Below are 20588 nucleotides of genomic sequence, written 5' to 3' on the forward strand. Positions count from 1 at the left end.
GCTCCACCGATGAAGATGACCGCCACCCGGACCGCACTCGGCCTGGCTATCGCGCTTGGCTGTGCGAGCCTGGCCGCGCCACTGCACGCCACCGCCGCCGCGCAGGCGCAGGTTTACCGTTTCGAGATACCGGCGCAGTCGCTGGATTCGGCACTGGCCGCGTTCAGCGCCGTGACCCGGGTCCAGGTGCTGGTGCCGGGCGAGTTCACCCAGGGGCTGCGCTCGCCGGGCCTTAGCGGCAGTTATACACAGGACCAGGCGCTGGCCCGCCTGCTGCAGGGGACCGGCCTGAGCGCCACCTACATCGATGGCGACAGCGTCACCCTGGAGCGCCAGCGCGCGGCGGGCGACCAATCGGTGCAGTTGGGCGCGGTAACCATCGGCAGCACCCAGCTTGGCGCCACCACCGAAGGCAGCGGCTCCTACACCACCGGCGCGCTGACCATTGGCAAGGGTGAGCAGAAGCTCAAGGATATCCCCCAGTCGGTCTCGGTGGTCACCCGCCAACGGCTGGACGACCAGAACATGAACAGCCTGCAAGACGCCATGCGCCAGGTGACCGGCACCACGATCAAGAGCTACAACACCGGCTCCAACCTCAACGACGTATACATGCGCGGCTTCCCGGTCGACCTGGTGCAGGTCGATGGCGTCACCCAGCCGACCGGGCAGGGCGACATGGCCACGGCGTTCGACCTGGCCATGTACGACCGCGTCGAAGTGCTGCGTGGCCCCTCGGGCCTTTACCAGGGCGCAGGGGAACCGGGCGGCACCATCAACCTGGTGCGCAAGCGCGCCCTCGGGCAATTCGCCCTGTCAGGCGAACTGTCGGCCGGCAGCTATGACCGCTACCACTCCACGGTGGATGTCACCGGGCCGCTGAACAGCGATGGCAGCCTGCGTGGCCGTTTTGTAACCGCCTACGAGAACAACCAGGCCTTCGTCGACTACGCGCAGAACGAGCGCCCGATGATGTACGGCCGCCTCGAGTACGACCTGTCGCCGGCCACCACGCTGACCCTGGGTGGCGCCTACCAGCGCAACAAGTCCGTGCCTGCCTTCGGCCTGCCGGCCTATGACAGCGGCAAGTTGCTCGACATCAAGCGCTCGACCTTCGTCGACGCCAAGTGGAACGAACTGGACGAACGCGTCTGGGAAAGCTTCTTCGAGGTCGATCACGCGCTGGACGACGGCGGCCAGTTCAAGACTTCGCTGACCTACCGCGACGCAGAAGCCCCGACCCGCAACTTCACCTGGACCGACGGCGCCGTGGACCCGGCCACCGGCGCCAGTTCCGCCGTGGCCTACAACTACTACACCCACATCAAGACCCTCGGCCTGGACAGCTTCGTCACGCGGCCGTTCGAGGCCTTCGGGCGCACCCACGAGCTCACCGTGGGCGCCGACTACCAGCACGTGGACAAGGATTTCCGCTACGGCGGCCGGGAGTGGTTCGACATCAACGTGTTCGACCCGGGCAGCATCAACATCCCCAAGATCGACTACGCGATGGACAACGGCAATTCGTCCAAGTCGAACCAGTACGGGCTGTACGCGCGCACCAAGGTCAGCGCCACCGACCGGCTGGACGTGATCCTCGGCAGCCGGGTGATCTGGTTCGACAGCGACGGTCATAACGCCAACCCGTTCTTCAACGAGTTCTCCGACCCCCACACCAGCGTCCGCCGCAAGGTCATCCCCTATGGCGCGCTGGTCGCCAAGCTGACGCCCGAGCTGTCGGCCTACGCCAGCTACACCACCGTGTACAAGCCGCAGACGCAGATGGCGGGTGGCAACAGCACGGTCGCGCCGCGTGAGGGCAAGCAGTACGAGCTGGGGCTCAAGCGCGAGTTCTTCGATGGCCGGCTGAACGGCAGCGTGTCGGTGTTCCGCATCTACGATGAGAATCGCGCCCAGCAGATCGGCCAGACGCCGTACTACGAGGCCCAGGCCAAGGTGCGCAGCCAAGGTTGGGAGACCGAGCTGTCCGGCAACCTGACCGACAACTGGAGCATCAGCACCGGTTATGCCTTCACCCGGCTGGAGTCGGGGCGCCAAGGTGACTACCAGGGCATCAGCATCACGCCCAAGCACAACTTCAACGTGTGGACGCGCTATGCGTTCGCTGATGGTCCGTTGGAAGGGTTCAGTGTGGGTGGGGGTGTGCGGGTGGTCAGTGCCACCTACTACACGCGCAACGAAGTGGACTTCGTGCAGGGTGGCTACAGCGTGGCCACGGCGCAGGTGGGCTATCGCTTCAACAAGCACCTGTCGACCACGCTCACGGCCAACAATCTGTTCGATCGCACGTACTACGAGCGGGTGGACAGTGCCTGGGGGTCGAACTTCTATGGCGAGCCGCGCAACCTGACGTTGTCGTTGCGGGCGACGTACTGAGGCGGGATCGCTGGGGCTGCTTTGCAGCCCTTTCGCGGCACAAGGCCGCTCCTACAGAGGGTCGCGATTCTTTTGTAGGAGCGGCCTTGTGCCGCGAAAGGGGCGCAAGGCGCCCCCGGCGATTTATCAGGAATGACTCAACTCGGCATGCTCATCCCCGCCCAGCACCTGCTGGTCGGTCTGCTTGAGCAACTGGCTGGTGACCACGCCCGCAGTCATCGAGCCGTTCACGTTCAACGCCGTGCGGCCCATGTCGATCAGCGGCTCCACCGAGATCAGCAAGGCCACCAGCTCGACCGGCAAGCCCATGGCCGGCAGCACGATCAACGCGGCGAAGGTCGCGCCACCGCCCACCCCGGCCACCCCGGCCGAACTCAGGGTGACAATGGCTACCAGGGTGGCGATCCACAGCGGGTCGAAGGTATCGATGCCCACCGCCGGAGCGACCATCACCGCAAGCATCGCCGGGTACAGGCCGGCGCAGCCGTTCTGGCCGATGGTCGCGCCGAACGAGGCGCTGAAGCTGGCGATCGACTGCGGCACGCCCAGGCGCAGGGTCTGCGCCTCGATGTTCAGCGGGATGCTGGCAGCGCTGGAGCGGCTGGTGAAGGCGAAGGTCAGCACCGGCCACACCTTGCGGAAGAAGCGCAGCGGGCTGACGCCGGTCAGCGCCAGGATCACCCCGTGGACCACGAACATCAGGCCCAGGCCGATATACGACACCACCACGAAGCTGCCCAGCTTGAGGATGTCCTCGAGGTTGGAGCTGGCGACCACCTTGGTCATCAATGCCAGCACGCCATAGGGGGTGAGCTTCATCACCAGGCGCACCAGGCGCATCACCCAGGCCTGCAGCACGTCGATGGCCGACAGCGCACGCGCGCCCTTGTCCTTGTCGTCCTTGATCAGTTGCAAGGCCGCCAGGCCCAGGAACACGGCGAAGATCACCACGCTGATGATCGAGGTCGGCTTGGCCCGGGCCAGGTCGCCCACAGGGTTGGTCGGCACGAACGACAGCAGCAGTTGCGGGATGTTGAGGTCGGCGACCTTGCCTGCGTAGTCGCTGTTGATGGCTTGCAGGCGGGCGCTTTCCTGGGCGCCGGCCACCAGCCCCTCGGCGCTCAGGCCGAACAGGTTGGTCAGGGCGATGCCGATCAGCGCGGCGATGGCGGTGGTCAGCAGCAAGGTGCCGATGCTCAGCACGCTGATGCGGCCCAGCGAGGAGGCGTTGTGCAGGCGTGCCACGGCGCTGAGGATCGAGGCGAAGATCAGCGGCATGACGATCATCTGCAGCAAGCCGACATAGCCGTTGCCGACCAGGTCGAGCCAGGCCAGGGTGGCTTTCAACACCGGGTGGCCGGCGCCATAGATCGTGTGCAGGGCCAGGCCGAACACCACGCCCAGCACCAGGCCCAGCAGCACTTTCTTGGCCAGGCTCCAGTCGGTGCGGCGGGTTTGCGCCAGGCCCAGCAACAGGGCCAGGAATGCCAGCAGGTTGAGTGACAGCGGCAGGTTCATTGAAGCTCCAGGAAAAGGCGGAAGAGGCATCGCCTCTGTGAGCGATTACGAACGGAAATGCTAACAGCCTGAAAACAAACGAATTTATACCTAAAAGTAATTTGCATAGTCGTTTATGGAATAACGCCTTGTCGCAATTGGCAATGAACATGGCGTTTGCGGTTGCCTCGACGTCGGTCGCGAGTGCCTGCCTGTCACAAATCAGGCATAGGGTTGAGCGGCCACGTCTTTGGGAGAACCGCACATGATGTCTGCTCCGAGAATCCTTGCCGGCGGCCTGGCCCTGTTGCTGAGTGCCAGCAGCTGGGCGGCCACCGAGCTCAAGCACTGGCCGGCCGAGGCCGCCCAGAAGCTCGACGCGATGATTGCCGCCAATGCCAACAAGGGTAACTACGCGGTGTTCGACATGGACAACACCAGCTACCGCTTCGACCTCGAGGAGGCGCTGCTGCCGTTCATGGAGAACAAGGGCCTGCTGACCCGCGACAAGCTCGACCCCTCGCTCAAGCTGATCCCGTTCAAGGATACCGCCGAGCACAAGGAGAGCCTGTTCAGCTACTACTACCGCCTGTGCGAGATCGACGACATGGTCTGCTACCCCTGGGTGGCCCAGGTGTTCTCGGGGTTCACCCTCAAGGAGCTGAAGCAGCAGGTCGACGAGCTGATGGCCTCGGGCAAGCCGATCCCCAGCACCTATTTCGAGGGTGACCAGGTCAAGACCATCGAGGTGCAGCCGCCCAAGGTGTTCACCGGCCAGGCCGAGCTCTACAACAAGCTGATGGAGAACGGCATCGAGGTGTACGTGATTTCCGCCGCCTCGGAAGAACTGGTGCGCATGGTCGCCGCCGATCCGAAGTACGGCTACAACGTCAAGCCCGAGAACGTGATCGGTGTGAGCCTGTTGCTCAAGGACCGCGCCAATGGCCAGCTGACCACCGCGCGCAAGCAGATTACCGCCGGGCATTATGACCCCAAGGCCAACGAAGGCCTGGAGTTGACCCCTTACCTGTGGACACCTGCAACCTGGATGGCCGGCAAGCAAGCGGCGATCCTGACCTATATCGATGAGTGGAAGAAACCGGTACTGGTGGGCGGCGACACCCCGACCAGCGATGGCTACATGCAGTTCCACAGCGTCGATGTGGGCAAGGGCGGCATCCACCTGTGGATAAACCGCAAGGCCAAGTACATGGACCAGTTGAACGGCATGATCGCCAAGCATGCGACGGCCCAGGCCAAGGAAGGGTTGCCGGTGACGGCGGACAAGAACTGGGTGATCGTGACGCCGGAGCAGATCCAGTAACTGACACCGCGTTCACCTGTAGGAGCGGACTTGTGCCGCGAAAGGGCCGCAGAGCGGCCCCGGCAATTTTGCATCTTGGCTGAATTCTTGGGGCCGCTACGCAGCCCTTTCGCGGCACAAGGCCGCTCCTACAGGAGGGGTGTGTGTTGCGCAAAGCAGGCAATAAAAAACCGGCGCACAGGGCGCCGGTTTTTTATTGCCTTCGGAGCTTCAGAGCCCGTCGAGCATCGCCTTGTTGCGCACCGCGCCCTTGTCGGCGCTGGTGGCCAGCAGGGCGTAGGCCTTCAGCGCGGTGGTCACTTTACGTGGCCGCACTTCAACCGGCTTCCAGCCCTTCTTGTCCTGCTCGATGCGACGCGCGGCCAGTTCGTCATCGCTGACCAGCAGGTTGATCGAACGGTTGGGGATGTCGATCAGCACCTTGTCGCCATCGCGCACCAGGCCGATCGCGCCGCCCGCCGCCGCTTCCGGCGAAGCGTGGCCGATGGACAGGCCCGAGGTGCCGCCGGAGAAGCGGCCGTCGGTGAGCAGGGCGCAGGCCTTGCCCAAGCCTTTCGACTTCAGGTACGAGGTCGGGTAGAGCATTTCCTGCATGCCCGGGCCGCCTTTCGGGCCTTCGTAGCGGATGATGACGATATCGCCGGCCTTCACTTCGTCGGCGAGGATGCCGCGCACGGCGCTGTCCTGGCTCTCGAAGATCTTCGCGTTGCCTTCGAACACCAGGATCGAGTCATCCACGCCGGCGGTCTTCACCACGCAACCATCTTGCGCGATGTTGCCGTACAGCACGGCCAGGCCGCCTTCCTGCGAATAAGCGTGCTCGACGCTGCGGATGCAGCCTTCGGCGCGGTCATCGTCCAGTGTGTCCCAGCGGGTCGACTGGCTGAACGCGGTCTGCGTCGGGATACCGGCCGGGCCTGCCTTGAAGAAGGTGTGCACGGCTTCGTCATCGGTCTGGGTAATGTCCCACTTGGCGATGGCTTCTTCCATGCTGCGGCTGTGCACGGTGGGGAGGTCGGTGTGCAGCAGGCCGCCACGGGCCAGCGAGCCGAGGATGCTGAAGATGCCGCCGGCGCGGTGCACGTCTTCCATGTGGTACTTCTGGATGTTCGGCGCCACCTTGCACAGCTGCGGCACCTTGCGCGACAGGCGATCGATGTCGCGCAGGTCGAAGTCCACTTCCGCTTCCTGGGCCGCGGCCAGCAGGTGCAGGATGGTGTTGGTCGAGCCGCCCATGGCGATGTCGAGCATCATGGCGTTCTCGAACGCCTTGAAGTTGGCGATGCTGCGCGGCAGTACCGACGCGTCGTTTTCGCCATAGTAGCGCTTGCACAGCTCGACGATGGTGCGGCCGGCGGTGAGGAACAGCTGCTCGCGGTCCGAGTGGGTGGCCAGGGTCGAGCCGTTGCCCGGCAGGGCGAGACCTAAGGCCTCGGTCAGGCAGTTCATCGAGTTGGCGGTGAACATGCCGGAGCACGAACCGCAGGTCGGGCAGGCGCTGCGCTCGTACTCGGCGACCTTCTCGTCGGAGGCGCTGGAGTCGGCGGCGATGACCATGGCGTCGACCAGGTCCAGGCCATGGCTGGCCAGCTTGGTCTTGCCGGCTTCCATCGGGCCGCCGGAAACGAAGATCACCGGGATGTTCAGGCGCAGGGCGGCCATCAGCATGCCGGGGGTGATCTTGTCGCAGTTGGAGATGCAGACGATGGCATCGGCGCAGTGGGCGTTGACCATGTACTCGACGGCGTCGGCGATGATCTCGCGGCTGGGCAGCGAGTACAGCATGCCGTCATGGCCCATGGCGATGCCGTCGTCCACGGCGATGGTGTTGAACTCTTTCGCCACGCCACCGGCGCGTTCGATCTCGCGGGCGACCAGCTGGCCCAGGTCCTTCAGGTGCACGTGCCCCGGGACGAACTGGGTGAACGAGTTGGCGATGGCGATGATCGGTTTCTTGAAATCTTCGTCCTTCATCCCGGTGGCGCGCCACAGGGCACGGGCGCCGGCCATGTTGCGGCCTTGGGTGGAAGTCTTGGAACGATAATCAGGCATAAAGCACTCCTGGCGGCTTAATCAGGTCACTAATGAGGGAGTGAGCTTCTCTTGTCCTAAATACGCCGAAGGCCGGTTGCCACTGGCACGGATGGGGGTCGAAGGACCGCGCGGGATCGCCGCAGGCTCGACCAGAGCTCATAAACCCGCCGGGGATGTCTGGCGATGAATGGCTCGATTCTACACCGCCGCGCCCGCGAGGGAATGGCGTTGTGATAATTGGCTGTCGCCAGCCCGCAAGGTAAAGGCCTTGGCGTGATTCGGGCAGGTTTCGGTAGACTTGCGCGCCTTCTACCTCACTGGCCAAAAGGATTTGCAATGCCAGCGCCAAGTCGCTCTTTACTGTTCTACATCGTCATCGGTCTGATCCAGGGCTTGGTGGTGCTCACCACCGTGAAAGGGGAGGGTGAACTGCTGGGGTTCAGCCTGTCGGTGGCCCTGTGCGTCGCGGTGGCCGTGGCGGGCCTGAACCTGCAATTGTTGGGCCGCGCGGTGCTGCAACGTGGCACAGGCTGGCTGGTACTGGGCCTGACCGTGCTGATCAGCGGTATCAGTGGCTGGCTCGCCCGCTTCGAGCACCTGGGGTGGCTGCAGCAGACCTGGTGCCTGGCCGCCATCGTGCTGGGCTACATCGGCACTGCATTCATCCTCGCCTGGCCAACCCGCGAAGGGCTGCGGCCACGCTATGAGGACCTGTTCAAGCATGCCTGGAACAACGTGTTCATCCTGTTCCTGGCGCAGTTGCTGATGGGCCTGTTCTGGCAGCTGCTTTGGCTGTGCGCGCTGTTGTTCGCCATGCTGGGCATCCCGCAGGTCAAGCATGTGGTGGAGGCCCCCGAGTTCCTCTGCCTGCTGTTGCCGGTGGTGTTCTCCCTGGGGATGCGCATGGGCCGGGAAAACGAAAAGGTCATCGGGCTGCTGCGCGGTATCCTGCTGACACTGTGCCGCTTCCTGTTGCCATTGAGTGCGGTGATCGCCGTGGTGTTCACCCTGACGCTGCCTTTCAGCGGCCTGCAACCCGTGTGGGACACTGGCTATTCCACCGCTCTGCTGTTGGTGCTGGCAGGCATCAACCTGTTCCTGACCAATGGTGTGTTCCAGGATGGCCATCAAGGCAATGTCTACCCTGCGCCGCTCAAGCGCCTGGTCGAGGCCAGCCTGTTGTGCCTGCCGGTGCTGGTGGGCCTGGCGGCCTATGCCAGCTGGTTGCGCATCGACCAGTACGGGCTGACCCCGTCGCGCATCATGGCCATGCTGTTGGTGGGCGTGATGGTGGCGCACAGCCTGGCGGCGGTGTGGGCGGTGGTGAGCTCACGGCAGGCCTGGCTGAACAGCCTGCGGCTGAGCAACCCGTGGATTGCCTTGCTCAGCGCGCTGCTGGTGGTGCTGTTCTATACACCGGTGCTGGACCCGATGACGCTGAGCGCGAAGAATCAGGTCGAACGTCTGGTCAGCGGACGCACGCCAATCGACGAGTTCGATGCCAGCCACTTGTACTACCGCCTGGGCGACCCGGGGCGTGCGGCATTCAATGAATTGCAGGCGCAGCTGCAAGGGCCGGAGTTGTTCGACCAGGCCGGCCGCGAACGGCTTTTGCTCAACATGGCCAAGGTGCATGAGCCGCCTGTCGAAGAACCCCGTGGCCCGCAGCTCGAATGGCTGGGCGCCGCGGTGCGCAACAGCCAGGCATTCGACACACAGGTCTTGACCGAGAGCCAGTGCGGCGGAAAAGGTTGTTTCCTGTGGGCGGTGGACATGGACGGCGATGGGCGCGACGAAGTGTTGATGATCCCGCGCCATGTCTACGCGTCCAACGTGTTCGTCTTCGCCAGTGAAGGCGGGTGGCACCAGATTGGCACCCTGTACGGTGATTTCGAGAACACCGAGGAACTGGTCAGGCAGATACGCCAAGGGGCGATGAAACCGGTCACGCCGAAATACAAGACCCTGAGCCTCAATGGCGAGGAGTTGTCCCTGCGGTTGGAGAAGTAGCCATTCACAGGCATGAAAAATCCCGGCGCCTGGCCGGGATTTTCTTGTTGCGGACGCCTTAGCTGTTGGGCAGCAACCGGCAGGTGATGCTCTTGATGTAGCGGGTCTCGGCGATCGCCGGGTGCACTGGGTGGTCCGGGCCCTGGCCGCCGCGCTCGAGCAGCTGCAGGTTGCGGTCCAGGTGGCGGGCGCTGGTCAACAGGATGTTGTTCAGGTCATCCTCTGGCAGGTGCATCGAGCACGAGGCGCTGACCAGGATGCCGTCCTTGTTCAGCATACGCATGGCTTGTTCGTTGAGGCGGCGATAGGCGGCCTCGCCGTTCTTCAGGTCCTTCTTGCGTTTGATGAAGGCGGGCGGGTCGGCGATGATCACGTCGAAGCGCTCTTCGGCGGCCTTGAGTTCACGCAGGGCCTCGAACACGTCGCCTTCGATGCAGGTCAGCTTCTCGCTGATGCCGTTCAGTGCGGCGTTGCGCTCCACACCATCGAGGGCGAAGCCGGACGCGTCCACGCAGAACACTTCGCTGGCGCCGAACGCGCCGGCCTGCACGCCCCAGCCACCGATGTAGCTGAACAGGTCGAGCACACGCTTGCCCTTGACGTAGGGGGCCAGGCGCGCGCGGTTCATGCGGTGGTCGTAGAACCAGCCGGTCTTCTGCCCTTCACGCACCGGGGCTTCGAACTTCACGCCGTTCTCTTCCAGCGCCACCCAGTCCGGCACTTCGCCGTAGACGGTGTCGACATAGCGCTCGAGGCCTTCGGCGTCGCGGGCGGCGGAGTCGTTCTTGAACAGGATGCCGCTGGGTTTGAGCACCTGGACCAGGGCGGCGATCACGTCGTCCTTGTGGGCTTCCATGGTGGCCGAGGCCAGTTGCACCACCAGGATGTCGAAGAAGCGGTCGACCACCAGCCCCGGGAGCAGGTCGGAGTCACCGTAGACCAGGCGGTAGCACGGCTTGTCGAACAGGCGCTCGCGCAGCGACAGGGCCACGTTCAGGCGGTGCACCAGCAGCGACTTGTCCAGCGGCAGCTTGGCGTCGCGTGACAGCAGGCGGGCGCAGATCAGGTTGTTCGGGCTCATGGCCACCACGCCCAGGGGCTTGCCGTTGGCGGCTTCGAGGATGGCCTGCTGACCGGCCTTCAGGCCCTGCAGCGGGGTCGCGGCGACGTCGACTTCGTTGCTGTAGACCCACAGGTGGCCGGCGCGCAGGCGGCGGTCGGCATTGGCTTTGAGGCGAAGGCTGGGCAGGGACATGACGTCGCTCCGGAAAAAAAGAGCGGGAGTATACCGTGTTGGCCCCGGATTCGCTGTGGGGCGCGACCAAGCGTGGGTTTGTCGCTTCATCCTTGCTGGCGAATCACCCGTCGTGGTGCATGGCACCGGCTACGCCGGTGTTCGCCAGCAAGGCTGGCTCCTACAGGGCACCCCCCGCTAAAGAAATTCCTGGATCCAACGATTCACTGATAGGTTGCCCTGCCGGCGTACAGGGTTAGAATCCCCCGTCCCCCGCGAGTGTGTACTTATGTCCCAGGAACTTTCCGCCGAACAGATCCAGCAAGCCTTGCAAGGCATCACCATCCCGCCACAGCCGCAGATCATGGTCGACCTGCAGTTCGAGCAGTACATGCCCGACCCTGATCTTGAGACCATCGCCAAGCTGATCAGCCAGGACCCGGGCCTGTCCGGCGCCCTGCTCAAGCTGGTCAACTCGGCGCAGTTCGGCCTGGCGAACAAGATCGGCTCGATCCAGCGCGCGGTGAACCTGCTGGGCAGCCGTTCGATCATCAACCTGATCAACGCCCAGTCGATCAAGGGCGAGATGAGCGACGAGACCATCGTCACCCTCAACCCGTTCTGGGACACCGCCCAGGACGTGGCCATGACCTGCCTCACCCTGGCCAAGCGCACTGGCATCCAGGCGGTCGACGAGGCCTACACGCTGGGCCTGTTCCACGACTGCGGCGTGCCGCTGATGCACAAGCGCTTCCCCAACTACATGGAAGTGCTGGAAGAGTCCTACGCCAAGGCCAATGACGAAATCCGCGTGGTGGACACCGAGAACCGCGTGTTCAACACCAACCATTCGGTGGTCGGCTACTTCACCGCCAAGTCCTGGCGCCTGCCGGAGCACATCAGCGCCGCCATCGCCAACCACCACAACGCCCTGGCGGTGTTCCGCGACGAATCCTCGCGCAACACGCAGACCCAGCTGAAGAACCTGCTGGCGGTGCTGAAGATGTCCGAGCACATCTGCGCGTCCTACCGCGTGCTGGGCAACCAGAGCGTGGACCACGAGTGGGAGATGGTCGGGCCGCTGGTGCTGGACTACATCGGCCTGACCGAGTACGACTTCGAGCAGCTCAAGCAGAACATCCGCGAACTGGGCGGGCACTGAGCCATGCCGGAATTGCCAGAGGTCGAGACGACGCGGCGCGGTATCGCCCCGCATCTGGTGGGCCGGCGGGTCAGCCGCGTGGTGGTGCGTGACCGGCGGCTGCGCTGGCCGATCCCGGAAGACCTCGACGTGCGCCTGTCGGGGCAGCGCATCGTCAGCGTCGAGCGCCGCGCCAAGTACCTGCTGATCAACGCCGAGGTCGGCACCTTGATCAGCCACCTGGGCATGTCCGGCAACCTGCGCCTGGTCGAGCTGGGGTTGCCGGCGGCCAAGCACGAGCATGTGGATATCGAGCTGGAATCAGGGTTGATGCTGCGTTACACCGACCCGCGGCGCTTCGGGGCCATGCTCTGGAGCCTCGACCCGCTCAACCACGAATTGCTTATACGCCTCGGGCCGGAGCCGTTGACCGACCTGTTCGATGGCGAGCGGCTGTTCCAGCTGTCCCGTGGCCGCTCGATGGCGGTAAAACCGTTCATCATGGACAACGCCGTGGTGGTGGGTGTGGGCAATATCTACGCCACCGAGGCATTGTTCGCCGCGGGTATCGACCCACGGCGCGAGGCGGGGGGAATCTCCCGGGCGCGTTACCTGAAGCTGGCAATCGAGATCAAGCGGGTGCTGGCGGCGGCCATCGAGCAGGGCGGGACCACGCTGCGAGACTTCATCGGTGGCGACGGCCAGCCGGGGTATTTTCAGCAGGAGCTGTTCGTCTATGGGCGGGGTGGGCAGCCGTGCAAGGTGTGTGGCACCGAGTTGCGTGAGGTGAAGCTGGGGCAGCGGGCAAGCGTGTTCTGCCCGAAATGCCAGCGCTGATCCACTGGGGCCGCTTTGCGGCCCTTTCGCGGCACAAGGCCGCTCCTACAAACGGAACGCGATCCCCTGTAGGAGCGGCCTTGCGCCGCGATGGGCTGCGTAGCAGCCCTCAGGGCCGTGTTGCCTTGCCGAGAACCACCGCCTCGCCCACACCCCGCGGATCACTGGCCGCCTCGACAGTCCCGCCAGCCTTGTCCCAATACAGCACCTGTTGGTTGCCGTAGTTACGCCCCACATCCTTCAGCCGATACCCGCGCGCCTTCAGCTCGGCTTCTTGTACGTCGCTGAACGCTCCCGGCTCATGCTCGACCACATCTGGCAGGTACTGATGGTGATAGCGCGCCGTCGCCGGCCATTCGGCCACTGGCCGACCTTCCAGGAAGCCCATCACCGACAGCAGCACCATGCTTGGGATCCGGCTGCCGCCCGGCGTGCCGAAGCTGGCGAACTGGCTGGGGCTCTCGATGAACGTCGGGCTCATGCTCGACAGCGGCCGCTTGCCCGCCGCCACCGCGTTGGCCTGGCTGCCCGCCAGGCCGTAGCTGTTGCTGCCGCTGGGGTCGGCGGCAAAATCGTCCATCTCGTTGTTCAGCACCACGCCGGTGCCCGGCACGCTGAACGCCGCGCCGAACGGCAGGTTGACCGACAGCGTGGCGGACACCGCGTTGCCGTCGGCGTCGATCACCGTGAAGTGGGTGGTGTGGTCGCCCTCGCGCCAGGCCGGCGAGGGCGGCAGGGCGCTGCTGGGCGTGGCTTGATGCACATCGATGCCGTCGGCCAGCCCGGTGAGGTATTGGCGCCCCAGCAGGCGATTGATCGGGTTGGCGACGTAGTCCGGGTCGCCGAGCAGGCCGCGGTCGCGGTAGGCCCGGCGCAACACTTCGATCACGTAGTGGCTGCGCTGCACCGGCTCGGCGCTCTGCCAGGGCAGACGCTGGAGCATGGCCAGGCTCTGGGCCAGGGCCACGCCACCGGCCGACGGCGGCGGGCTGCTGATCAGCTCGCGCTGGTCGGCCAACGGGTAGCGCAGGGGCTCGCGCCAGGCGGAGTGGTAGCTGGCGAGGTCGTCGAGGGTCCAGACGCCACCGGCCTGGCGCACACCGTCGACCAGGCGTTGGGCCATCGGGCCCCGGTAAAACCCGTCGCGGCCGTGGTCGGCCATGCGCTGCAGGGTGGCGGCCAGCTCCGGCTGGCGGATCTGCGCACCCAGCGCTGGCACGTCGTTGGCGCTGAGGAACAGGCGGGCGCTCTCGGCGTCGTCGCGCAGGGCACTCAGGCGCATGGTCGCCCTGTCGCGGTAGATGCGGTCGACGGCAAAGCCCTGGTTGGCCAGGCGGATGGCCGGGGCCAGGGTGTCCTTCAAGGGCAGCTTGCCGTGGGTCGCGGCCAGGTCGGCCAGGGCCTGGGGCAGGCCGGGGATGGCGGCGGCCAACGGGCCGTTGATTGACAGCCCCGGCTGCACCTTGCCGTCTTTCAGGTACATGTCCGCCCGGGCGGCGGCCGGCGCACGCTCACGGGCATCGAGGAAGGCATAGCGTGGCGTGTCGCCGCTTTCGCGCAGCAGGAAGAAACCGCCACCGCCCAGGCCCGAGCCATAGGGCTCGACCACCGCCAGCGCGGCGCTGATGGCCACGGCGGCGTCGAAGGCGTTGCCGCCCTGGGCGAGAATCTGCTGGGCCGCCGCAGTGGCTTCGCCGTGCGGGCTGGCGATGGCCGCACGGCCCGGGCCATCAGCCTGGGCGGCGGTGGCCAGCAGCGCCAGGGCGGCGCCGAGGAGTGAGCGTCGGACTGCGGCGACGAACGGCATCAGGCCTTGCCGGTGATCCGGCGGTACTTGGCCATCAGTTCGTCTTCGGTTTCCGGGTGGGCTTCATCCAGGGGGATGCAGTCGACCGGGCAGACTTGCTGGCACTGTGGCTCGTCGTAGTGGCCCACGCACTGGGTGCACAGGTTCGGGTCGATCACGTAGATCTCCTCGCCTTGCGAGATGGCGGCGTTCGGGCACTCGGGTTCGCAGACGTCGCAGTTGATGCAATCGTCGGTGATGATCAGGGACATGGAGACTCCGGCCGGGGCGTCGGGCCCGGGCATGTTTCAAAGCGACAAGCGCAATTGTGCCGGATTCGCGCCCGCAGTGCACGCGGGCGCGACATCCTGACCGCGAGGGTTACTTGCGGAAGCGCTCGGTCAACGCGTCGGCCACGGTGGGGTGGACGAACTTGCTGATATCACCGCCCAGCGCGGCGATTTCCCGGACCAGCGTCGAGGAAATGAACGAATAGCGCTCGGACGGGGTGAGGAACAGGCTCTCGACGTCCGGCGCCAACTGGCGGTTCATGTTGGCCAGCTGGAACTCGTATTCGAAGTCGGAGACCGCGCGCAGGCCGCGCAGGAACACGTTGGCGCCCTGTTCCTTGGCGAAATGCGCCAGCAGCGAGGAGAAGCCGATGACTTCGACATTGGGCAGGTGCTTGGTGACCTCGCGGGCCAGCTCGACCCGTTGTTCCAGCGGGAACAGGGGGTTTTTCTTGGGGCTGGCCGCCACGGCGATGATCACGTGGTCGAACAGCCGGGAGGCGCGCTCGACCAAGTCGCCATGGCCTTTGGTAATGGGGTCGAAAGTACCCGGGTACAACACTCGGTTCATCGCGTCATCCTGGCTGGAGTGCGTTGGGGAGTCGGATGGTAGCGCAGCGATTGCGCTCGGCCAAGTCGCGTGGCTGGCTGATGGCACTATAGACAGGGCGTGTATTGGCTGTCATGCGCCGTTTGCCAGGCGGCCGATCAGCGCATCGCTGAGCCGCGCGGCCAGGGCATAGACCGACAACTGCGGGTTGGCGCCGATGCTGGTGGGGAACAGCGAGCCGTCGTGGATCGACAGGTTCTCCAGCTGGTGATGCCGGCCCAGGCTGTCGCACACCGCCTGGCGCGGGTCTTCGCCCAGGGCGCAGCCGCCCATGACATGGGCGCTGCCCAGGCGCATGCGGAACAGCTCCAGGGGCAGGCTGTCGACCAGTGCCTTGGCCTGGTCCGGCGTCTCGACGTAGCGGGCATCGCCATGCACCGGCAGCACCTGGCGGGCACCGGCGGCAAACTGGATCTGCGCCATGCTGTGCCAGGCCCGGCGCAGGCCATCGCGCAGGTAGTCGGTAACGGGGTAGTCGAGCACCGGCGAGCCATCGCCGCGCAGTTCCACCTGCCCGCCCGGGCTTTCCGGGTGGAAACCATCGCGCAGCAGCGCCAACATCACATGGGTGTGGGGCAGTTCGGCCATGCGCAGGGCATTGTCCTGGCCGTGCCCGCCCAGCAGGGTGCTGGCCAGGGCCGGGTGCAGCGGCGGGACCTCGAGCTTGAAGCCGATCGGGCCGGCAACGCCGTCCTGCCACTGGAACTGATCACTGTAGATCGACTGCGGCGCGCCGTAGTACGGGTCGATCCTGTCGGCGAACTGCGCGGCGCTGAAGTTGACCAGGTGCAGGAAAGTACGCTTGCCCAGGCGCTGGTGCGGGTCGGGCGCCTGCGAGCGCAGCAACAGGGCCGGGCTGTTGATGCCGCCCCCCGCCAGCACGTAGTGACGGGCACGCACGCGGACCTGTCGCCCTGTCGGTTGGATACCTTTGGCGTCCAAGGCCTGGCACTGCAGGTGGTCGATGCGCTGGCCGTCGTGGTTGAAACGCTCGGCCCGGGCCAGGTAGAGCAGTTCGCCGCCCTTTTCCAAGGTGGCGGGGATGCTGGTGACCAGCATCGATTGCTTGGCGTTGACCGGGCAGCCCATGCCGCAGTAGCCCAGGTTCCAGCAACCGCGCACGTTGCGCGGGATGACCGCCCAGCGATGGCCCAGGGCCTCGCAGCCCCGGCGCAGCACGTCGTTGTTGGCGTTCGGTGGCATTGCCCACGGGGCGATGCCCAGGCGCTGCTCCATGCGTTCGAACCAGGGCCGCAGGGTTTCGCCGTCCAGGCCCTTCACCCCATTCTCGCGGGCCCAGTGCTCCAGTGTCTGCGGCGGGGTGCGGAAGCTCGATGTCCAGTTGACCAGCGTGGTGCCGCCCACCGCGCGGCCTTGGAGGATGGTGATGGCGCCCTCCTTGCTCAGGCGCCCCAGCCCCTCCTGGTAGAGGTCGGCGTAGGCTTCGTGTTCCAGCAAATGGAAATCGCTGCTGGTCTTGAGTGGGCCTTCTTCGATCAGCAGCACCTTCAGGCCGGCGGCGCTGAGCAGCTCGGCCGTGGTGGCGCCACCGGCACCGCTGCCGATCACGGCGACATCGGCGTCGAGCGCCAGGTCCTGGTCCAGGCGTGAGCCATCGTGGGTGGTCCAGCCTCGTTCAAGGCCTTGGCGAAACGGGTCAGGGACGGGCATGGAGTGATTCCTTCCGAACAAGGCAGCGGCGAACCCTGTAGGAGCCGGCGTTGCCGGCGAAAGGGCCGGTACAGCCAACGCACATTCTGGGTTCCTGCATCAGGCGGTGCATGTTTGGTCGTTCAGATCTTCGGCGGCCCCGGATAACCACAGGCCGCCCAGGCCTCCGGACGCTCGTACCAGGCCATCTGCAACAGTTGTAGCAGCGAGGCATGCCCTTGGCGCAACAGGTTCAACGCGCTAAGGCGCCAACGATCCAGGAACCGTTCCACATCCGCCCCTGTCGCGTTGTCCCAGCTGCCCCAGACGCCAGTCAACGGCCCACGGGTCAGGGGCAGGCTAAGTACATCGAACAACTGCCGGGTCAGCTTGAGCATGGCCGGGGAAAGCGCCGCCAGCTTTTGGTCGAGGCTCGCGAGCACGATGTTGCTGGAGGCCTGGGTTCCCGCCAGCACGATCGGGATCAAGGCCTGCAACAGCGGCAGATCATCCTCGCGCAGCACCTGGTAGCCAGAGGAGGGTGTCTCTTTCGAGCAGCCGACCAGGCTCGCGGTACCGAGGAACAGGCTGGCGCCCAGGCTGAACCTGAGTAGATCACGACGCTGCATGGCCTGCCCCCGCTCAGCGGATGAACAGCTTGTAAACCAGGCGCTGCAAAGCTTTGCCATAAGGTGGGTAGATCACCTTGGCGGCGTTGATGCGCTGCTTGGCCAGCACGGCCTTGGCCTTGCTGAAGGTGAGGAAACCTTCGTGGCCGTGGTAGTGCCCCATGCCGGACGGGCCGATGCCACCGAAGGGCAAGTCGTCCTGGGCCACGTGCAGCAGGGTGTCGTTAAGGCACACGCCACCGGAGTGGGTGTCGCGCAGCACCCGTGCCTGCTCGCTGCGGTCGTAGCCGAAGTAGTAGAGCGCCAGGGGCCGTGGCCGCTGATTGATGTAGGCCAGGGCGTCATCGAGCCGGTCGTAGGGCACCAGCGGCAGCAGCGGGCCGAAGATCTCGTCCTGCATCACCTGCATGCCGTCGTTCACTTCCAGCAACAGGTGGGGCGGCAGGCGCCGACCCTGGCGGGGTTCATCCGAATAGACGTCGAGTACCTTGGCGCCCTTGGCGCGGGCGTCGTCCAGCAAGTGATTCAGGCGGCCGAGCTGGCGCTCGTTGATGATCGCGCTGTAATCGGGGTTGTCAATGATGCGTGGGTAGGCACGGCGCACTGCGCGCTGGTAGGCCTCGGCGAAGGCGCCCAGGCGCTCGCGGGGCACCAGCACATAGTCCGGGGCGACGCAGGTTTGCCCGGCATTGAGGGTCTTGCCGAAGGCAATGCGCTCGGCGGCGGTGTCCAGCGGCACATCCGCCGAGACGATGGCCGGCGATTTACCGCCCAGCTCGAGGGTCACGGGGGTCAGGTTCTGCGCGGCCGCCAGCATCACGTGGCGGCCGACACTGGTGGCGCCGGTGAACAGCAGGTGGTCGAACGGCAGGCGGGCAAAGGCCTGGCCGACTTCCACTTCACCCAGCACGACGCTGACCAGGTCACTGGGGAACACCCGCTCCAGCAGGGCCTTGAGTGCCTGGCCGCTGGCGGGGGTGGACTCGCTGAGCTTGAGCATCACCCGGTTGCCGGCGGCCAGGGCGCCGGTCAGCGGGCCGATGGCGAGGAACAGCGGGTAGTTCCATGGCACGATGATCCCCACCACCCCCAGTGGCTGGTACTGCACCCGCGCACTGGCGGGCTGGAAGGCCAGGCCGACCTTGCGCCGTGACGCGCGCATCCAGCGTTGCAGATGGCGCTCGGCATCGCGCAGCCCCAGCACCGAGGGCATCAACTCAGCGATCAGGGTTTCATCGCGGCTGCGCCCGCTGAAGTCGGCATCGATGCTGGCAATCAGGGTTTCCTGGTCCGCCAGCAGCGCCTCGCGCAGGCTCTTGAGCCACTGCCTGCGCTGGGCGGCCGGGGGCATGGGGTTGCTGGCGAATGCCTGGCGCTGGGCGTCGAACGTCGCTTGCAGGTCGAGGTCGGATTGCACGGGAGGGAGAACGGCAGGCGAGGTCATGGCGGCTCCGAGGGGGTGGCGAATGGCTAGAGCATATACTCTAATTGGTACGATGGTGCATCTTTTTTCATGACCTTGGCGGTGCACCCGACCGGCTGGAGGCCGTAAGATGGCCCTGATCATTCACCCTGGAGACCGGAGCTGAGCATGGCCCCGCGCATGAAGACCCGAGAGCGCATCGTGCAGAACAGCCTGGAGCTGTTCAACCAGCAGGGCGAGCGTAGCGTCAGCACCAACCACATTGCCGCGCACATGGAAATCTCGCCCGGCAACCTGTACTACCACTTCCCCAACAAGCAGGCGATCATCGCCGTGCTGTTCAACCAGTACGAAGAACTGGTCGACAGCTTCCTGCGCGCGCCCCAGGGGCGGGCCGCCACGGTCGAGGACAAACGCTTCTACCTCAAGGCCTTGCTGGAGGCGATGTGGAACTACCGCTTCCTCCACCGCGACCTGGAGCACCTGCTCGACAGCGACCCGGAGCTGGCCGCGCGCTACCGGCGGTTTTCCCGGCGCTGCCTGCAGCATGGCCAGGCCATCTACCGTGGTTTTGTCGACGCCGGGATCCTGGCCATGGATGCGACGCAGATCGAGTCGCTGACCATCAATGCCTGGATCGTCCTGACGTCCTGGGTCCGTTTCCTCAGCACCACCCGCGAGCACACCGCCCATCTGGGTGAAGAAGCCTTCAAGCGCGGCGTCTATCAGGTGGTGGTGCTGGAACTGGGCTATGTCACCCCGGCCTCGCGGGCTGCCGTGCAGGCCTTGTGCGATGAGTATCACGTTCCGTTCAACCAGGCCCTGGAGCATTGAACCGGGGTTTTCGAGCCATTCAACAGGAGATTGTCATGCCCCTTGCGCAACTGATCACCCCGCAGCAACTGGCCGAGCGCCTGGACTCGCCCGGGCTGGTGATCCTCGACTGTCGTTTCGCCCTGGAAGATGTCGACTACGGCCAGCGCAGCTACGCCCAGGGGCATATCGCCGGGGCGCATTTCGCCGACCTGGAGCGTGACCTGAGCGGGCCGGTGGTCAAGGGGCGCACCGGGCGGCATCCGTTGCCCGATGCGCAGCGCCTGGTCGAGCGCCTGCGCGAATGGGGTCTGGACGACGACAGCGAGGTGGTGCTCTACGACGACGGCCCCGGCGCGTTTGCTGCCCGAGCCTGGTGGCTGCTGGCCTGGCTGGGCAAGCGCGACGGGGTGTCTATCCTCGACGGTGGCCTCAAGGCCTGGCACGCGGCACACCTGCCCCTGAGCCTGGACCCACCTGCGCGGCGCGAGGGCATCTTCAGCGGCGAGCCGGACATGAAGCTGCTGATCGATGCCGGGCACTTGGCCAAGCGCCTGGGCGAAGCGGACCTGACCCTGATCGATGCCCGTGCGTTGCCGCGCTTCCGAGGCGAGGTCGAGCCGATCGACCCGGTGGCCGGGCACATCCCGGGCGCACAATGTGCGGCGTTTACCGACAACCTAGGTGCCGACGGGCGGTTCCTGCCGGCGGCGCAGCTCAAGCAGCGTTTTGCCGAGAAATTGGGCGACCGCTCGCCTGAGCACCTGGTGGCCTACTGCGGATCGGGCGTGACGGCCTGCCACAACCTGTTCGCCCTGGCGCTGGCGGGATATCCACTGGGGCGGTTGTACGCAGGTTCCTGGAGCGAGTGGATCAACGACCCGCAACATGCGGTGGCAACCGGCGACTGATT

General features: G+C 65.5%; 16 protein-coding genes. 7 read left to right on the forward strand and 9 right to left on the reverse strand.

What is annotated here, in order from left to right; all coding sequences use genetic code 11:
• Window positions 1-9: 9 nt before the first annotated feature.
• Window positions 10-2397 (forward strand): TonB-dependent siderophore receptor, encoded by a 2388-nt coding sequence (locus NGM28_RS10355; RefSeq protein ID WP_252090041.1) that lies wholly within the window; start codon window positions 10-12, stop codon window positions 2395-2397.
• A 126-nt stretch (window positions 2398-2523) separates the two neighbouring features.
• Here the strand turns inward: NGM28_RS10355 and NGM28_RS10360 are convergent, their stop codons facing one another.
• On the reverse strand, window positions 2524-3915 hold the full coding sequence (locus NGM28_RS10360) for an L-cystine transporter (protein WP_240063976.1): 1392 nt from the start codon (window positions 3913-3915) through the stop codon (window positions 2524-2526).
• A 247-nt stretch (window positions 3916-4162) separates the two neighbouring features.
• On the opposite strand from NGM28_RS10360, the gene NGM28_RS10365 reads away from it, so the two are divergent.
• Window positions 4163-5218 (forward strand): HAD family hydrolase, encoded by a 1056-nt coding sequence (locus tag NGM28_RS10365; RefSeq protein WP_240063975.1) that lies wholly within the window; start codon window positions 4163-4165, stop codon window positions 5216-5218.
• A gap of 210 nt (window positions 5219-5428) precedes the next feature.
• Here the strand turns inward: NGM28_RS10365 and ilvD are convergent, their stop codons facing one another.
• Window positions 5429-7270 (reverse strand): dihydroxy-acid dehydratase, encoded by a 1842-nt coding sequence (gene ilvD / locus NGM28_RS10370; protein WP_240063974.1) that lies wholly within the window; start codon window positions 7268-7270, stop codon window positions 5429-5431.
• Window positions 7271-7588: 318 nt separating this feature from the next.
• Here ilvD and NGM28_RS10375 point away from each other — a divergent pair, with 318 nt between their 5' ends.
• The gene (locus NGM28_RS10375; protein WP_252090042.1) at window positions 7589-9262 is read left to right on the forward strand and encodes a DUF4153 domain-containing protein; all 1674 of its coding nucleotides are present in this window, start codon (window positions 7589-7591) and stop codon (window positions 9260-9262) included.
• Window positions 9263-9320: 58 nt separating this feature from the next.
• On the opposite strand, the gene NGM28_RS10380 is transcribed toward NGM28_RS10375, so the two are convergent.
• Window positions 9321-10517 (reverse strand): class I SAM-dependent rRNA methyltransferase, encoded by a 1197-nt coding sequence (locus tag NGM28_RS10380; RefSeq protein WP_011531707.1) that lies wholly within the window; start codon window positions 10515-10517, stop codon window positions 9321-9323.
• A 322-nt stretch (window positions 10518-10839) separates the two neighbouring features.
• Between NGM28_RS10380 and NGM28_RS10385 the strand changes: the two genes are divergently transcribed.
• Complete coding sequence (locus tag NGM28_RS10385) at window positions 10840-11658, forward strand: HDOD domain-containing protein (RefSeq protein WP_240064085.1); 819 nt, start codon at window positions 10840-10842, stop codon at window positions 11656-11658.
• Between the two features lie 3 nt (window positions 11659-11661).
• Window positions 11662-12474 carry a bifunctional DNA-formamidopyrimidine glycosylase/DNA-(apurinic or apyrimidinic site) lyase gene (gene mutM / locus NGM28_RS10390; RefSeq protein WP_252090043.1) on the forward strand — a complete coding sequence of 271 codons (813 nt, stop codon included), beginning with the start codon at window positions 11662-11664 and terminating at the stop codon, window positions 12472-12474.
• A 109-nt stretch (window positions 12475-12583) separates the two neighbouring features.
• On the opposite strand, the gene ggt is transcribed toward mutM, so the two are convergent.
• From ggt to NGM28_RS10420, 6 genes are all read right to left on the reverse strand, one after another.
• Window positions 12584-14281: a gamma-glutamyltransferase gene (gene ggt / locus NGM28_RS10395; protein WP_252090044.1), complete on the reverse strand. Its 1698-nt coding sequence runs from the start codon at window positions 14279-14281 to the stop codon at window positions 12584-12586.
• Window positions 14281-14532: a YfhL family 4Fe-4S dicluster ferredoxin gene (locus NGM28_RS10400; protein ID WP_011531711.1), complete on the reverse strand. Its 252-nt coding sequence runs from the start codon at window positions 14530-14532 to the stop codon at window positions 14281-14283. Before NGM28_RS10400 ends, ggt begins: the two co-directional genes overlap by 1 nt.
• A gap of 109 nt (window positions 14533-14641) precedes the next feature.
• Complete coding sequence (gene coaD, locus NGM28_RS10405; RefSeq protein ID WP_011531712.1) at window positions 14642-15121, reverse strand: pantetheine-phosphate adenylyltransferase; 480 nt, start codon at window positions 15119-15121, stop codon at window positions 14642-14644.
• A 111-nt stretch (window positions 15122-15232) separates the two neighbouring features.
• The gene (locus tag NGM28_RS10410; protein ID WP_252090045.1) at window positions 15233-16831 is read right to left on the reverse strand and encodes a GMC family oxidoreductase; all 1599 of its coding nucleotides are present in this window, start codon (window positions 16829-16831) and stop codon (window positions 15233-15235) included.
• Between the two features lie 122 nt (window positions 16832-16953).
• Window positions 16954-17439 carry a twin-arginine translocation pathway signal protein gene (locus NGM28_RS10415; RefSeq protein ID WP_252090046.1) on the reverse strand — a complete coding sequence of 162 codons (486 nt, stop codon included), beginning with the start codon at window positions 17437-17439 and terminating at the stop codon, window positions 16954-16956.
• A gap of 13 nt (window positions 17440-17452) precedes the next feature.
• Complete coding sequence (locus NGM28_RS10420) at window positions 17453-18883, reverse strand: coniferyl aldehyde dehydrogenase (RefSeq protein WP_252090047.1); 1431 nt, start codon at window positions 18881-18883, stop codon at window positions 17453-17455.
• A 147-nt stretch (window positions 18884-19030) separates the two neighbouring features.
• On the opposite strand from NGM28_RS10420, the gene NGM28_RS10425 reads away from it, so the two are divergent.
• Both NGM28_RS10425 and NGM28_RS10430 read left to right on the forward strand, forming a co-directional pair.
• Complete coding sequence (locus NGM28_RS10425; protein ID WP_252090049.1) at window positions 19031-19696, forward strand: TetR/AcrR family transcriptional regulator; 666 nt, start codon at window positions 19031-19033, stop codon at window positions 19694-19696.
• Between the two features lie 35 nt (window positions 19697-19731).
• Complete coding sequence (locus tag NGM28_RS10430; RefSeq protein WP_252090050.1) at window positions 19732-20586, forward strand: sulfurtransferase; 855 nt, start codon at window positions 19732-19734, stop codon at window positions 20584-20586.
• Window positions 20587-20588: the final 2 nt, after the last annotated feature.

The organism is Pseudomonas sp. MWU13-3659 (genome assembly GCF_023757525.1).
GTDB classification, from domain to species: domain Bacteria; phylum Pseudomonadota; class Gammaproteobacteria; order Pseudomonadales; family Pseudomonadaceae; genus Aquipseudomonas; species Aquipseudomonas entomophila_E.

Excerpts from the sequence above, each read along its gene's own strand:
- mutM (WP_252090043.1), top strand. The coding sequence starts at position 11,662 with ATGCCGGAATTGCCAGAGGTCGAGACGACGCGGCGCGGTATCGCCCCG.
- NGM28_RS10355 (WP_252090041.1), top strand. The coding sequence starts at position 10 with ATGAAGATGACCGCCACCCGGACCGCACTCGGCCTGGCTATCGCGCTT.
- ggt (WP_252090044.1), bottom strand. The coding sequence starts at position 14,281 with ATGCCGTTCGTCGCCGCAGTCCGACGCTCACTCCTCGGCGCCGCCCTG.
- NGM28_RS10400 (WP_011531711.1), bottom strand. The coding sequence starts at position 14,532 with ATGTCCCTGATCATCACCGACGATTGCATCAACTGCGACGTCTGCGAA.
- NGM28_RS10360 (WP_240063976.1), bottom strand. The coding sequence starts at position 3,915 with ATGAACCTGCCGCTGTCACTCAACCTGCTGGCATTCCTGGCCCTGTTG.
- NGM28_RS10415 (WP_252090046.1), bottom strand. The coding sequence starts at position 17,439 with ATGCAGCGTCGTGATCTACTCAGGTTCAGCCTGGGCGCCAGCCTGTTC.
- NGM28_RS10375 (WP_252090042.1), top strand. The coding sequence starts at position 7,589 with ATGCCAGCGCCAAGTCGCTCTTTACTGTTCTACATCGTCATCGGTCTG.
- NGM28_RS10410 (WP_252090045.1), bottom strand. The coding sequence starts at position 16,831 with ATGCCCGTCCCTGACCCGTTTCGCCAAGGCCTTGAACGAGGCTGGACC.
- NGM28_RS10365 (WP_240063975.1), top strand. The coding sequence starts at position 4,163 with ATGTCTGCTCCGAGAATCCTTGCCGGCGGCCTGGCCCTGTTGCTGAGT.
- NGM28_RS10425 (WP_252090049.1), top strand. The coding sequence starts at position 19,031 with ATGGCCCCGCGCATGAAGACCCGAGAGCGCATCGTGCAGAACAGCCTG.
- coaD (WP_011531712.1), bottom strand. The coding sequence starts at position 15,121 with ATGAACCGAGTGTTGTACCCGGGTACTTTCGACCCCATTACCAAAGGC.
- NGM28_RS10420 (WP_252090047.1), bottom strand. The coding sequence starts at position 18,883 with ATGACCTCGCCTGCCGTTCTCCCTCCCGTGCAATCCGACCTCGACCTG.
- NGM28_RS10380 (WP_011531707.1), bottom strand. The coding sequence starts at position 10,517 with ATGTCCCTGCCCAGCCTTCGCCTCAAAGCCAATGCCGACCGCCGCCTG.
- NGM28_RS10430 (WP_252090050.1), top strand. The coding sequence starts at position 19,732 with ATGCCCCTTGCGCAACTGATCACCCCGCAGCAACTGGCCGAGCGCCTG.
- ilvD (WP_240063974.1), bottom strand. The coding sequence starts at position 7,270 with ATGCCTGATTATCGTTCCAAGACTTCCACCCAAGGCCGCAACATGGCC.